The organism is Micromonospora pattaloongensis (assembly GCF_900107255.1).
Lineage (GTDB): Bacteria > Actinomycetota > Actinomycetes > Mycobacteriales > Micromonosporaceae > Micromonospora_I > Micromonospora_I pattaloongensis.
In genome coordinates, this window is record NZ_FNPH01000002.1 from 350,447 (window position 1) to 363,987 (window position 13,541).

A 13,541-nucleotide genomic window follows, 5' to 3' on the forward strand; every position below is an offset into this window, starting at 1 on the left:
CGAGACCGCCTGCGCCCGGCACGAAGCCGCCGCCCACCGCTGGGCCTCCCGCATTGGCCCGACCCGCTGCACGCCGACCGGCACCACCCAACCCGTCCTGTTCGAGATTCCGGAGGTGACCCGTTGACCGCACCCACCCTGCCCGGCCTCGCCCCCGACACCCCGCCGCCCGCCGCCGTCCCGGCCACCGTGGCGCCGGCGGCAGGCTCCCGCGCCGCCCGCCTCGCCCTGCCCATGTCCCGCCACGTCCTGACCGAGATGGCCGCCGAGTACGGCGTCTGCCTGCACCCCGTCACGCTGCGCCGCACGAACCTGCAGACCGGCCAGACCGAAATCATCGACCTACCCTGCGGCTCGACGCGCGAGGACAAGTGCGCGCCGTGCGCCAAGCGAGCCCGCCGGTTGCGGCAGACGCAGATCCGTGAGGGCTGGCACCGCGCCGACGAACCAGCCCCCACGCCGCAACCGGCCACCGAGGGCCAGCGGGCGTTGATTGTGCTGCGCGCGCATTTCGAGTTCGCCCGTGATGAAGCCGTCCGCGCCGCTCAATGGGACCAGGTCGACGAACTCGACGACGCGATCGGCGAGGTGGAAGAAGCCATCTCCGCCGAGGGCCTGCGCGGCCGCGTCGCACCCCCGCACACCTCCGATGACGGTGAGGATCAGGGCGAGGGCAAGCGGCGCAAACGCTCCACCCGGCGCCGCCAGGACGCCCCCGACCTGCCCCGCAAGAAAGTCGAGCCGCGCACAGTCGGCCGCGTCTACAGCGCCCCGGACGGCACGCAGCATCGCCCGTCGATGTGGCTGTCGCTCACGCTCGACTCCTACGGCCGCGTTCGCGACGACGGCACCCCCGTTGACCCGGACAGCTACGACTACCGGCGCGCCGCCTGGGACGCTGTGCACTTCGCCCGGCTTCTGGACCGGTTCTGGCAGAACCTGCGGCGCTGCGTGGGCTGGAACGTCCAATACGCCGGCTGCGTCGAGCCCCAACGCCGGCTCGCCCCACACGCCCACTTCGCCATCCGAGGCACCATCCCTCGGGCGGTGCTGCGGCAGGTCGCCGCCGCCACCTATCACCAAGTCTGGTGGCCGCCCGCTGACGAGCTGGTGTACTCCCTCGACCGGCCCCCGTTGTGGGACGGCGAACGGAGAGAGTGGGTCGACCCCGACACCCGTGAACCTCTGACCACGTGGGCTGACGCCCTGGACCTCATCGACTCCGACCCCGACGCCGCCCCGGCGCATGTGGTCCGCTTCGGCGCCCAGGTCCACGCCGAGGGCGTCACCCCCGGCACGGTCCACGCCAACCGCACCATCGGCTACATCACGAAGTACATCACCAAGTCCGCCGCCGACTGCCACAAGCCAGACAGCGACCGGCAACGGGACCACCTGGACCGGCTGTGGGAACAGCTCCGGATCACGCCGTGCAACGAGAGGTGCGCCAACTGGCTGCTCTACGGCGTCCAGCCGAAGAAGGCACACGGCAGGCTGCAAGCGGGCCGATGCAAGGGCAAGGTCCACCAGCGGGCCACCCTCGGCATCGGCGGCCGGCGCATCCTCGTCTCGCGTGACTGGTCGGGAAAGACTCTCGCCGACCACCGGGCCGACGCTCGAGCGTGGGTGCGCAACCTGCTCGGCGTCACCACTGGAGCCGACGACGCGGAACCCGTCGACCAGCACGACGCACCCGCCTACGCGTGGGAGATGGCCCGGCCCGACGACCCCGACATCCCACCCCTACAACACCGGCTCTTGCGGGCGCTGTCCCAACGCGCCCAGTGGAAGGCCGCATTGCTGGCCGCAAGCGACAGAGCATCACCCGATTCCGCCCTGCCCGCCGAACAGCCCGCCTGACGGAGAGGACGACATGCGCGACCGTTCCCAGCCCCTGGTCCCCAAGTGGTACTCCCCCGCCGAGGTCGCCGATCTGCTCGGCTTCGGCTTGTCGAAGGTCAAGATGAAGATCGCTACGGGTGAGCTGCGGTCGGTGAAGGATGGCAAGTATCGCCGGATCCTGCCTGAGTGGGTGGATGAGTACATCCGCGATCAGGTCGAGCGACAGGAGGCGGCCTGATGCCCGGACGCACCCGCGCCAACGGTGAAGGTTCGATCTTCCCGTACCGCAACGGCTACGCCGCCTACGTCTGGGTCACCAAGCCCGACGGCAAGCGCACCCGCAAGTACGTCTACGGCAAGACGCGGGAGGTTGTGCACGACAAGTGGATCAAACTGCACCAGCAGGCCAAGGCGGGCCCGGTCGCCACCCGCGTACCTACCGTCGGCGACTACCTCGCCTACTGGCTGAGCGACGTGGTCAAGCCGAACCTGGCGCCGCTGACGCACGCGACGTACGACACCTTGGTCCGCCTCTACATCGCCCCCGGCCTTGGCGGAAAGCGGCTCGACCGGTTGCAGGTCCGCGACGTGCAGAGCTGGATTAACGCCCTGGCTACCGCCTGCCAGTGCTGCGCCCAGGGCAAGGACGCCCGGCGTGCAATGCCCCGATGCTGTGCAGCTGGGGCCTGCTGCTCCAACCTGCCCGCGGCCAGCACGCTCGGCGATGCCCGCAAGGTACTGCGCTCGGCGCTGTCGCACGCGCAGAAAGAGGAACTGCTCTCCCGCAACGTGGCAACACTGGTCAAACTGCCTGCCGGCCGACGACGCAAGGGCAAGGCGTGGTCGACCGAGGAAGCGCGCCGGTTCCTGGAGTCCGCCCGCCGCGACCGCGATCCGCTCTACGCGGCCTACGTCCTGGTCCTCGTGCTCGGGCTGCGCAAGGGAGAGGTGCTGGGGCTCACCCGCGATGACGTCGACCTGGACGCGGGCGAACTGGTGATCGGTCGACAGCTGCAGCGGGTACGCCGCGAGCTACTGCACCGCGAGACCAAGACGCACGCCTCGGACGCGACGTTGCCACTGCCCGGCATCTGCGTCACCGCGCTGCGGCAGCGTCTGGCCGATGCCGACGCCGCGAAGCCGACCGCGGGCTCTGCCTGGCAGCACACTGGCCTGGTCTTCTGCACGGCGTTCGGCACTCCGGTTGACCCACGCAACTTCAACCGCTCCTGGGATGCCCGCTGTTTGAAGGCCGGGGTTCGGAAAATCACGGTGCATGACGCGCGGCGCACCTGCGGCTCGCTGCTGGCAGACCTCGACGTGCACCCTCGCGTGGCGATGACGATCCTGCGTCATGCCCGCTTCTCGATCACGATGGAGATCTACACCCAGGTCTCATCGAAATCGACGCGGGAAGCGCTCAAGCGGCTGGGAGATTCCCTCGATGGCTGAGCGTTGCTGTACTTCACTGCTGTACAAGAAGCAGAAAGGCCATGCCCCTCGATGGGACATGGCCTCTGAGCTGGTGGGCGATACTGGGTTTGAACCAGTGACCTCTTCCGTGTCAAGGAAGCGCGCTCCCACTGCGCCAATCGCCCTCGTTGTTGCCGAGGTGGAGACGGGATTTGAACCCGTGTACACGGCTTTGCAGGCCGTTGCCTCGCCTCTCGGCCACTCCACCGAGGTAGCCCCCGACGTGCTTGGCGGGCCCTACTCCGAGCGGACGACGGGACTCGAACCCGCGACCCTCACCTTGGCAAGGTGATGCGCTACCAACTGCGCTACGTCCGCTTGTCTTGCGGTGTTTCCCGCTGACGGATGAGAACTTTAGCCGAGGCGAGGAACAGTTGCCAACTCGGGGTGCCCCGGCGCGCCGTACGCTGGGTCACAACGCCGCTGACCTGCGGTTTCTTCCGAGCGACCGCCCGGCCCCACCCGCCGCCGGCGTCGCCGCGCCCCACGCCACCGGCGCCCGGGCCGCCCGCCGATCAAGGAATCTGCCGCCGACCGAGGACGTGTTCCCACGGTCGGAGATCATCGGCGGGCGCACCCGGGGTGGGACGGCTACCGGGTGGGGGCGTTGAGGGCGTCGAGGGCGGCGGTGGCACCGCGGTGCAGCGGCACGGGCTCCGTCCTGCGCGCGGTTTCCAGGCTGATCTCCTTCGCCGCCCGGTTGGCCTGTTCGAGCTGCGGCTTGCGCTCGAAGAGCGCCTTGGTGATCACGCAGACCACGTTCGGGTCGAGGTCGCTCTTCACGAGCAGGACGTTGGGCACCACGATCGTTGTGACGTCCGCCGGCGTGCCGTAGGTGGCGGCGGGGATCTTTCCCGCCTCGTACACCGGGTTGATCTTCTGCAGGGCGGGCAGCAGCGGGGTGATGTCGACGAACGCCACCTGGTCGCGGGCGGTGGTGAACAGGTCGGTGATGCCGGGCGTGGGTAGTCCGCCGGACCAGACGAGCGCGTCGATGGAGCCGTCCTTCATCCCGTCGACGGTCCGGGTCAGGTCGAGGCGCTGCGCCTGCACGTCCGTAGCCGGATCGAGGCCGGCGGCCTGCAGCAGGCGGTGTGCGATCACCTCCGTGCCGGAGCGCGGCGAGCCGGTCGAGATCCGCTTGCCCCTCATGTCGGCCACCGTGGTGATGCCGGCGCCCTTGCGCGCGATCACCTGGGTGTAGTTGGTGTGGATCCGGGAGATCGCCTGCACCGGCTGCGGCTTGCCCTCGAAGCTGTCCTTGCCCTGCACCGCGTCGGCCGCGGTGTCGGCGAGCGAGAACGCCACCTGGTACGTGCCGGCGACCAACTGCTGGATGTTCTGCACGGAGGCACCGGTCTCGGCGGCCGTGGCCTTCACCCTGCCGCCACCGGAGGTGGAGATCTGATCGGCGTAGGCGTTGCCGATCGCGAAGTAGACGCCGGTGTTGTTGCCGGTGGCGATGCTGATCCGGGTCTCGTTCGCCACCTCGCAGGTGACTTCTCCCCCGGTGTCGACGCCGGCGTTGTCCTGCCGCCCACCGCAGCCGACCAGCCCGGTCAGCCCGAGGCCGCACGCCGTCAGCGCCGCGGCGACGCGTCCCGCACGGTTCATGAGTCTCCCCTCCCTATGCCGCGCCGCCGGAGGCGGCGGCGCGTCGGCGTAGCACCGCCAGCCCGACCACGGCGGCGAGCGCGGCGGTCCCGGTCGTGATGGTGACCGGGTGCAGGTAGAGCAGGAGCAGGCCGGCGGCGGCCGCCAGCGCTCGCGTGGCCGGGCCGGCCGGCCCGACGCCGAGCACCCAGCCGCCGGTGGCGACCGCGAGCGCCGCCACGCCGAGGCAGGCGACGGCGGTGGCCCAGAGCACCCCGGTGGCGGGGCCGCGGCCGAGCAGGTATTCGCCGGGGCCGGTCAGCACGAACGCGACGGGGGCGAGGAACGCCGGCAGGGCGTACTTCAGCGCCTGGCGCATCGTCGCGACCGCGCGCCCGCCGGTGATCGCGGCGGCGCCGACCGCGGCCAGCGCGGTCGGCGGCGTGACCTCGGAGAGCACCGAGTAGTAGAAGACGAACATCGCGGCGGCCGGCCCGGGCACGCCGAGCGCGAGCAGCGCGGGGCCGATGATGACCCAGCCGATGATGAACGAGGCGGTCACCGGCACCGCGAGGCCGAGCAGGCAGAGCGCGATCGCGGCGAGCAGCACGGTCAGCGCCAGCACGGCGGTCGGGTGATCGGTCAGCGCCCGGGCGGCGCGCACCAGCAGCGAGGCGAACTGGGAGCCGAGCCCGGTCTTGGTGGTGACCGCGGTGATGATGCCGGCGGCGGCGCAGACGGCGGCGACCGGCAGGACGCCGCGCACCCCGGCCGAGAGCGCCTCGAAGAGTCGTCGCGGGGTGAGCCGGCCGCGGCGGTCGAGGAACGAGAGCACGAACGCCAGCGCGGTGGCGAACACCACCGCCCGGGTGGCGGTGACCCCGAGCGCCAGCAACACGACGATCACCACGAGCGAGGAGAAGTGGTAGCCGGAGCGGGCCAGCAGCCGCCCCGGTGAGGCGGCGCTGACCTCGACGGCCCGGACGCCGAACCGGCGGGCGTCGATCTCGACGGCGAGCAGGATGCCCAGGTAGTAGAGGACCGTGGGGATCATCGCCCAGCCGAGCACGGTGACGTAGGAGACCTTGAGGTACTCGGCGACGATGAACGCCGCGGCCCCGAGGGTGGGTGGCGAGAGGATCGCGCCGACGCCGGCGGCGGCGAGCATCCCGCCGGCCTGGTCGGCCGGGTAGCCGGCCCGGCGCAGGATCGGCCAGGTGACGGCGCCGACGCTGACCGCGGTCGCGGTGCCGGAGCCGGAGACCGTGCCGAGCAGGAAGCCGGAGGCGACGGCGGTGCGCCCCGCCGCGCTGCGGGAGCGTCGGAACGCCGCGACCGACAGCTCCACGAAGAACCGGCCGGCCCCGGAGAGGTCGAGCACCGCCCCGTAGATCGTGAACAGCACGATGTAGCTGGCCGCCACGTCCAGCGGGGTGCCGTAGAAGCCGCTGCCGGAGTTGTAGAAGGCGTCGATGAGCTGGTCGAAGTCCAGCCCGGCGTGGGCGATCGCCCAGCTCTGCGGCAGCAGGCCGCCGTAGTAGCCGTAGCCGAGGAAGACCAGGCAGACCGCGGGCAGCACCCAGCCGGTGGTGCGCCGGCAGGCCTCGATGACCAGCACCAGCAGCAGCGTGCCCAGCGCGACGTCCGCCGGGGCGAGCAGCCCCTGGCGGTTCAGGAACGCGTCGTAGCCACCGCCGGCGCCGCCGACGGCGACCGGCAGCACCGGGTAGAGGCAGACGATCAGGGCGAGCAGCGCCAGCGCCCAGTCGACGGGCGACGGCCGGTCGGGTCGTGCCCCGGCCGGCCGGGGGGCCCGGACCGCGGACAGCCGCAGGCCGGACCGGTAGCTGAGGAAGACCAGCGGGAGTACGCCGGCGAGGAAGACGATCAGGTAGAACTGGCTGCCCTGCGACAGCGGCCGGAACACCTGCCAGAGCACGAGCAGCGCGACCGCGAAGGCGACGACCGCGACGAGCCGTCCGGTGACGCCGGTCAGCCGGCGGGCGGGGCGTTCCTCGTCGTCGACCGCGACCGCGGCGGGCGCCTCGGCAGCGGGCGGCGGGGCCGGGGACGGGCCGGCGGTCGGCTCGGCGCCGGCCGGCTCGTCCACTGTGGAGGCCCTGCCGGTGGTCGTCCCGCCGTCGGCCGTTCGTTCGACCGGGGCCTGACCGTCTGGCATGTGCGGACCCTACGTCCCGTCAGATCCCACAGCCGAGCGTCCACCTCGGCATTGTTTCTCAATCGTGATGCGTCGATGACTCCGGCCGCCCGGGGGTTGACTGTCGCATCAATCAAGAAAAATCCGTAGTGACCCACGGTGCCCGGATGAATGCGTTACCGTATGGCCCGTGACGAGACGTACCGCGGAAGTGCGCCTGGATTCGCTGCTGCGCACCGCCTGCGACGTGATCGTGCAACGCGGCCTCGCCAACACCCGGACGGCGGACGTCGCCCAGGCCGCCGGCGTGAGCCAGGCACTGGTGTTCTACCACTTCGCCACGAAGGAACGGCTGCTCGCCCAGGCCTTCGCCTACGCCGCCGAGCAGGACCTCGGCCGGCTCGACGCGGTGCTGGCCTCGTCGGCCGCGCCGCTGGAGAAGCTGAAGAAGATCCTTCGCCTCTATGGCCCGACCGGGCGCTCGCAGTCCTGGTCGATGTGGATCGACGGCTGGTCGGAGTCGCAGCGCACGCCGGAGTTGGAGAAGGTCTCGCGCCGCCTCGACCTGCGCTGGAAGGAGGCGCTCACGCAGGTGATCACGGACGGCTGCCGGGACGGGACCTTCAGCTGCGACGACGCCCCCGGCGCGGCCTGGCGGATCAACGCCCTGCTCGACGGGCTCGCCGTGCAGGTCTCCGTGCACGAACGCGTCCTGTCCCGCCGGCTGGCCGCCGAGTGGGTACGGCTCGCCGCCGCGCGCGAGCTCGGGCTGCGCCCCGAACAGCTGGCCTGAGCGCGGCGCTCAGCCCACCCGACCGAGCAGCGCCTCGACCTGATCGCGCCGCAGCGTGCCGTCGACGACCAGCACGGTGTGCCGGCGCCGCACCGCGCCCCCGGCCGCGATCACCAGCGGCCGCGCGAAGGCGAGCGCCACGCACACCCCCGGGTAGATCCCCGTCCGCACGAACCAGTGGTCGCCGTCGCCCAGCCCCGAGAACACCAGCGTGTACGCCGGCCCACCCGCGCCGCCGCCGACGAACGCCAGCCACGGCTCGGTGCTGCCGTTGACGGCCTCCTCCCCCTCGGCGCCGGCCGTGAACGCCTCCGCCGGCCCCGGCGCCGCCCGCCAGAAGAAACCGCCGTAGCCGGCGCCGCCCGGGCGTCCGTTGGTGGCCGGGCTGCCCAGCGCGATCTCCCGGTCCATCGGCGCGGCCAGCGTGTACGTCACGTCCAGCGCCCACGCGTCGTCCCGGCCGTCCACGGGGCGCGCGGCGACCCGCCGCTGCTCGGTCAGCAGGGTCGCGCCGGTCGGGTCGCACCAGCGCAACCGCTGCCCGATGTGGTCGTCGGCGCGCTCCAGCCAGGCGTCGTGCGCGATCCGGCCGTGGTCGTCGCGCCAGGTGTAGCCGCTGCCCCGCACGTACGTGCGGCCGCCCCACAGGTTCGTGCCGGCGACGTCCTGCATCGCGACGGAGACCCCGAGATGCCAGCGGTGGTCCTCGGGCAGCGCGTCGGTCACCGGCACTCCGGCGAGGGTCCGGACGGGGTGCAGAAACGGCCGGGGCCCGTGACGGGGGTCGATCTCCGGCGCGATGACGTACTCGGCGACGGTCGCGCCGCGCACCGTCAGCCGTGCGTTCTCGTCCACCGTCGTCCTTACCCCTGTCGTCCTAGAACCGCAGCGTCCGGCGTCCCCGGCCGGTGCCGCGCCGCGACCAGTCGGGGGCGACCATGGCGGGCGCGCCGGCGGGGGCGCGCCGCATCCGCCACGCGGTGCGGACCAGGAGGCCGGCGCCGAAGAAGACCAGCAGCCCCCCGACCATGAAGCCGATCAGCGGCAGCCCACTTCCCCGGTTGTCGGCCGCGGGATCGAGCGCCTGCTGCCCGCCGCCGGCGCCGGAGTTCCCGGACGGGGTCGGTGGCACGGCGGGCTCGACCGGCTCGGACTCGGCGGCGGACGGCTCCGGCGACGGCGACCGGGTCCGCCCGGACGGCGTTGGCGACGGATCACCCAGCACCTGCCGCGTCGCGCTCTCCCGCGCCAGCAACCGCAGCCGCCCGTCGTACGCCTCCGCGGTCAACTGCACCCGGCCCCGCGCCGCGCCCTCGGCGACGGAGATCCGGTAGCGGGCGGTGACCGTCCGGTCCCGGCAGAGCGTGCCGGGATCGAGCTGGACGTCGGTGACGCGCGCCGCGTCGCCCTCGGCCCGGACGTCCACGGGGAACGACCCGTCCTCCTCGATCCGGTCGACGCGCATCTGGTCCAACCGCAGCCCCTGCGCCCGCAGCACGAGCGACCAGCGCACCTTCAGGCAGTTGCCGCGGTCGGTCCGGCTGACCACCACGGCGACCGTGGCCGGGCGCCCGTCGGCGGCGAACCCGTCGGGCAGCTCGGTGAAACGCGCGGAGAAGCCGGGGGCCGCCGCGGCGGGGGTGGCGACCGCGACGGCCAGCCCGGTCACGCAGGTCAGGAACGCGCCGGATCGAACACCGCGCCACACGGTCAACCACCACCTCGTCCGTCGACTGCCTCCGCCCGCCACGCTATGGCCTGCGGCGCGGGGACGTAAGAGTGGTGTGTTATCGCCCATCGACAATGAAAGCGCCTACTTTCACCGACGGTGGTGAACCGGCCACGCGGGCCGCCCGACACGCCCGGATCGGCGGCGGGCAGAATCCGGACCGTGTCCGACACCGCCACCGCGTTCGTCCGCGCGTACGCCCGACTCGCCCCGGTCGCCCACGTCCCGGAGCTCCGGCTCCATCAGGCGGAGGACGCGATCGGCCTCTGGGAGCTCACTGAGGGCGAGTTCCGCAGCGAGCAGCCCCCACCGTTCTGGGCGTTCGCCTGGGCGGGCGGGCAGGCGCTGGCGCGGTACGTGCTGGACAACCCGGAGCTCGTGGCGGGACGGCGGGTGCTGGACCTCGCGGCCGGCTCCGGCCTGGTGGCGATCGCGGCGGCGAAGGCGGGGGCGGCGGGGGTTCGGGCGGTCGACATCGATCCGATGGCGCTGGCCGCGGTCGCGTTGAACGCCGAAGCCAACGGCGTCGCGGTGACCGGCACGGTCGGCGACATCCTGGACGGCGATGCCGAGGGGGCGCAGGTCGTGCTCGCCGGGGACGTCTTCTACAGCGAGGCGATGGCCAACCGGGTGCTGCGGTTCCTGATCCGGGCCGCGCGCGGCGGCGCCCGGGTGCTCGTCGGCGACCCCGGCCGCGCGTTCCTACCCCGGCAGCGGTTCGCGCTACTCGCCAGCTACGACGTGCCGGTCCCGCCGGCGTTGGAGACCGTCGGGGTCAAGCACACCACCGTCTGGGAGCTCGCGCTGCCCCCCGCCGGACCGCCTAGCTGACCTCGTCGGCCCAGGTGCGCCAGTCGTCGAGCACGCCGTGGAGGGCGGGGGTCAGCCAGCCGGGCGCGGAGCGCCGGAACACGCCGGGATCCATCGCGCCGGCCCCGTCGGGCAGCGCGCCGACCATGTTCGGCACCAGCTCGGAGAGGTTGGCCCAGTGCACCAGCTCCGGCTCCGCCGGCCAGGCCCCCAGCACCACCCCGGCCGGGACCGCGCGCCGCTCCAGCGCCTCCAGGGTGAGCGCCGTGTGGTTGAGGGTGCCGAGCCCGGCGCGGGCCACCACGACCGCGGGCGCGCCGAGCGAGACCGCCAGGTCGGCGACGGTCCAGGGCTCGCCCGAGGGACGCAACCCCATCGGTACGAGCAGCCCGCCCGCCCCCTCGACCAGCACGAGGTCGTGCTTCTCGGCGTCGGCGCGCACCGCGTCGACGACGGCGTAGAGCTCGAGCGGCGCCATCGACGCGACCCGCGCCGCGGCCAGCGGGGCGAGCGGCTCGGGATATCCGGCCAGGGTGCGGGCGGTCGTCGGGTCCGCCAGCCGGCGCACGGTGGCCTCGTCGGAGTCGCCGGTGACCGTACCCGTCTGGCCCGGCTTCACCACCGCGACCCGCAGCCCGGCCGCCTGCGCCGCGGCCGCGATCGCCGCGGTCACCACGGTCTTGCCGACCCCGGTGTCGGTGCCGGTCACCAGGATCGCTCCGCGCCAGGCCTGATCCGTCACGGTGCACACTCCACGATCACATCCAGCGCCCGGTCGAAGTCGACGCGCGGCACGCCCACGTTGACGGTCAACCGTATCCGGGACCGGCCGTCCGGTGTGGACGGTGGGCGGAAGCAGCCGACCGCCACGCCCCGGTCGAGGCAGTCCGCGGCCCAGTCGACGGCCGCCTCCGGCCCCGGCGCGTCGACCGAGATCACGCCCCCGGCCGGCGCCGACACGGTGAGCCCGGCGGCGGTGAGCCGGCGCACCGCGGCCGCGGCGCGGTCGGCCAACTCGGCGCGCAGGGTGGCGCCGTCGCGGGTCAGCCGGGTCGCGGCCAACACCCCGGCGGCGACCGCCGGCGGCAGCGCGGTGTCGAAGATGAACGTCCGGCCGGTGTCGATCAGATCCCGGATCAGCGGCGCCGGGCCGGCGACCAGGCCACCCGCGCCGCCCAGGGACTTGGAGAGCGTGGCGGTCACCACCACGTCCGGCTCGCCCGCCAGCCCGGCCGCCGCCACGCCGCCCGCGCCCTCCGGCCCGATCAGGCCCAGCGCGTGCGCGTCGTCGACCAGCAACAGCGCGCCGTGCCGCCGGACGGTCCCGTGCAGCTGCCGCAGCGGGGCCAGATCACCGTCCACCGAGAAGATCGACTCGGTGACGACGACGGCCGGCCGCCCCGGCGCCGCGGCGAGCGCCGCGTCCACGGCCGCCACGTCGCCGTGCGGCGTGACCTCCACGTCTCCGCGGGAGATGCGGCAACCGTCGATCAGCGACGCGTGGTTGTGCGCGTCCGAGATCAGCAGGGTTCCCGGCTCCACCAGCGCGCGCACTGCGGCGAGGTTGGCCAGGTAGCCGGAGGAGAAGACGAGCGCCCGCTCGACGCCGAGCCAGCTCGCCAGGGCCTCCTCGAGCGCGGCGTGCGGCTCGGTGGTGCCGCGGACCAGGCGCGAGCCGGTCGCCCCCAGGCCGTACCCGGTCAGCGCGACCGCGGCCGCCTCGACCACCGCGGGGTGCCGCGACAGCCCGAGATAGTCGTTGCCGGCGAGGTCGACGACGGTGTCGGCGGCACCTCGCGGGCGCAGTCGCCGGGTCAGGCCGGCCTTGGCCCGCAGCGCCGCCCGGCGGTCGAGCCCCGCCAGCCAATCGGACACTCTGTCTTCGCCCCCCGACCGTTGTCCACGCCCCACATAATCCCTTGTAGGGTACGACCATGCCAGAGATCCTCGATCACGCCCGCAGCCAGGTGCTCGACGGTGGCGTCGGCCTCGACGAGGCCGGCGTGCTCGCCGTGCTGCGCCTCCCCGACGAGGACGTGCCGGCGGCGCTGCAGCTCGCCCACGAGGTGCGGATGCGCTGGTGCGGCCCGGAAGTCGAGGTCGAGGGGATCGTGTCGCTGAAGACCGGCGGCTGCCCCGAGGACTGCCACTTCTGCTCCCAGTCCGGCCTGTTCGCCTCGCCGGTGCGCTCGGTCTGGCTGGACATCCCGTCCCTGGTCGAGGCCGCCAAGCAGACGGCGGCGACCGGGGCGACCGAGTTCTGCATCGTGGCGGCGGTGCGCGGCCCGGACGCGCGGCTGATGAAGCAGATGCGCGAGGGCGTGGCCGCGATCAAGGCCGAGGTGGACATCCAGGTAGCGGCCTCGCTCGGCATGCTCAGCCAGGAGCAGGTCGACGAGCTGGTCGACATGGGAGTGCACCGCTACAACCACAACCTGGAGACCTGCCGCTCCTACTTCCCGAACGTGGTCACCACCCACTCCTGGGAGGAGCGCTGGGAGACGCTGACGATGGTGCGCGCCTCCGGGATGGAGGTCTGCTGCGGCGGCATCCTCGGGCTCGGCGAGACGATCGAGCAGCGGGCCGAGTTCGCGGCGCAGCTTTCCGAGCTGGACCCGCACGAGGTGCCCCTCAACTTCCTCAACCCCCGCCCGGGCACGCCGCTGGGCGACCGGCCGGTGGTCGAGGCCCGCGACGCGCTGCGGGCGATCGCCGCGTTCCGGCTGGCCATGCCGCGCACGATCCTGCGGTACGCCGGCGGCCGGGAGATCACCCTGGGCGACCTCGGCACCCGCGACGGCCTGCTGGGCGGCATCAACGCGGTGATCGTCGGCAACTACCTGACCACCCTGGGACGACCGGCGACCGACGACCTCGCGCTGCTCGAAGACCTGAAGATGCCGGTCAAGGCGCTGTCGGCGACGCTGTGAGCACGGCCGTGACGCTCTGGTGCGACCGTTGCGGCGGGGACGCGGGCAGGGGCGTCCACGAGGCGTGCGTCACGGCCCGCGCCCTGGAACCCCCGCGCTTCTGCCCGCGCTGCCGCCGCCGGATGAAGGTCCAGGTGCTGCCGACCGGCTGGTCCGCGACCTGCGTCGAACACGGCACCACCACCAGCCCCTGACCACGTCGATCTTGCAGTT

Annotated in this window: 12 protein-coding genes, 3 tRNA genes and 1 pseudogene; 7 read left to right on the plus strand and 9 right to left on the minus strand. The window is 73.0% G+C overall.

What is annotated here, in order from left to right; genetic code table 11:
• The first annotated feature begins 123 nt into the window (after window positions 1–123).
• Genes BLW47_RS07445 through BLW47_RS07455 form a run of 3 tightly spaced genes read left to right on the plus strand, consistent with a single transcriptional unit; the run spans window position 124 to window position 3,294 of the window.
• Entirely contained in the window at window positions 124–1,860 is a 1,737-nt protein-coding gene (locus BLW47_RS07445; RefSeq protein ID WP_091553365.1) for a replication initiator, read from the plus strand.
• Window positions 1,861–1,873: 13 nt separating this feature from the next.
• Entirely contained in the window at window positions 1,874–2,080 is a 207-nt protein-coding gene (locus BLW47_RS07450; protein ID WP_091553369.1) for an excisionase family DNA-binding protein, read from the plus strand.
• Entirely contained in the window at window positions 2,080–3,294 is a 1,215-nt protein-coding gene (locus BLW47_RS07455; RefSeq protein WP_091553372.1) for a tyrosine-type recombinase/integrase, read from the plus strand. Before BLW47_RS07450 ends, BLW47_RS07455 begins: the two co-directional genes overlap by 1 nt.
• 71 nt (window positions 3,295–3,365) lie before the next feature.
• Here BLW47_RS07455 and BLW47_RS07460 read toward each other — a convergent pair.
• The 5 genes from BLW47_RS07460 to BLW47_RS07480 all read right to left on the minus strand — a co-directional run bounded on the left by BLW47_RS07460 (window position 3,366) and on the right by BLW47_RS07480 (window position 7,087).
• Window positions 3,366–3,440: transfer RNA gene (locus tag BLW47_RS07460), tRNA-Val, on the minus strand.
• 12 nt (window positions 3,441–3,452) lie between these two features.
• Window positions 3,453–3,523: transfer RNA gene (locus tag BLW47_RS07465), tRNA-Cys, on the minus strand.
• Window positions 3,524–3,560: 37 nt separating this feature from the next.
• Window positions 3,561–3,633, minus strand: a tRNA-Gly gene (locus BLW47_RS07470).
• A 273-nt stretch (window positions 3,634–3,906) separates the two neighbouring features.
• Window positions 3,907–4,929 carry a TAXI family TRAP transporter solute-binding subunit gene (locus BLW47_RS07475; RefSeq protein ID WP_091553376.1) on the minus strand — a complete coding sequence of 341 codons (1,023 nt, stop codon included), beginning with the start codon at window positions 4,927–4,929 and terminating at the stop codon, window positions 3,907–3,909.
• 13 nt (window positions 4,930–4,942) lie between these two features.
• On the minus strand, window positions 4,943–7,087 hold the full coding sequence (locus tag BLW47_RS07480; protein ID WP_091553379.1) for a TRAP transporter permease: 2,145 nt from the start codon (window positions 7,085–7,087) through the stop codon (window positions 4,943–4,945).
• Window positions 7,088–7,256: 169 nt separating this feature from the next.
• Between BLW47_RS07480 and BLW47_RS07485 the strand changes: the two genes are divergently transcribed.
• Window positions 7,257–7,859 (plus strand): TetR/AcrR family transcriptional regulator, encoded by a 603-nt coding sequence (locus tag BLW47_RS07485; protein WP_091553382.1) that lies wholly within the window; start codon window positions 7,257–7,259, stop codon window positions 7,857–7,859.
• A 9-nt stretch (window positions 7,860–7,868) separates the two neighbouring features.
• On the opposite strand, the gene BLW47_RS07490 is transcribed toward BLW47_RS07485, so the two are convergent.
• Both BLW47_RS07490 and BLW47_RS07495 read right to left on the minus strand, forming a co-directional pair.
• A complete protein-coding gene (locus BLW47_RS07490) occupies window positions 7,869–8,714 on the minus strand; it encodes a DUF6807 domain-containing protein (protein WP_091553386.1) in 846 nt (281 codons plus the stop codon).
• 22 nt (window positions 8,715–8,736) lie between these two features.
• Window positions 8,737–9,567, minus strand: coding sequence for a hypothetical protein (locus tag BLW47_RS07495; protein ID WP_245736551.1), 831 nt, complete (start codon window positions 9,565–9,567; stop codon window positions 8,737–8,739).
• Window positions 9,568–9,750: 183 nt separating this feature from the next.
• On the opposite strand from BLW47_RS07495, the gene BLW47_RS07500 reads away from it, so the two are divergent.
• A complete protein-coding gene (locus tag BLW47_RS07500) occupies window positions 9,751–10,419 on the plus strand; it encodes a class I SAM-dependent methyltransferase (RefSeq protein WP_091553388.1) in 669 nt (222 codons plus the stop codon).
• Here the strand turns inward: BLW47_RS07500 and bioD are convergent.
• The gene (gene bioD, locus BLW47_RS07505) at window positions 10,412–11,113 is read right to left on the minus strand and encodes a dethiobiotin synthase (protein ID WP_091554594.1); all 702 of its coding nucleotides are present in this window, start codon (window positions 11,111–11,113) and stop codon (window positions 10,412–10,414) included. The genes BLW47_RS07500 and bioD overlap by 8 nt on opposite strands.
• A 23-nt stretch (window positions 11,114–11,136) precedes the next feature.
• Window positions 11,137–12,273 (minus strand): 8-amino-7-oxononanoate synthase, encoded by a 1,137-nt coding sequence (locus BLW47_RS07510; protein WP_091553392.1) that lies wholly within the window; start codon window positions 12,271–12,273, stop codon window positions 11,137–11,139.
• 59 nt (window positions 12,274–12,332) lie between these two features.
• Here BLW47_RS07510 and bioB point away from each other — a divergent pair, with 59 nt between their 5' ends.
• Together bioB and bsaP are read left to right on the plus strand one after the other, a co-directional pair.
• A complete protein-coding gene (gene bioB / locus BLW47_RS07515; protein WP_091553395.1) occupies window positions 12,333–13,328 on the plus strand; it encodes a biotin synthase BioB in 996 nt (331 codons plus the stop codon).
• Window positions 13,253–13,522, plus strand: a pseudogene (gene bsaP / locus BLW47_RS07520) (biotin synthase auxiliary protein BsaP); the annotation flags it as partial. The gene bioB and the pseudogene bsaP, both read left to right, overlap by 76 nt.
• Between the last annotated feature and the right edge of the window lie 19 nt (window positions 13,523–13,541).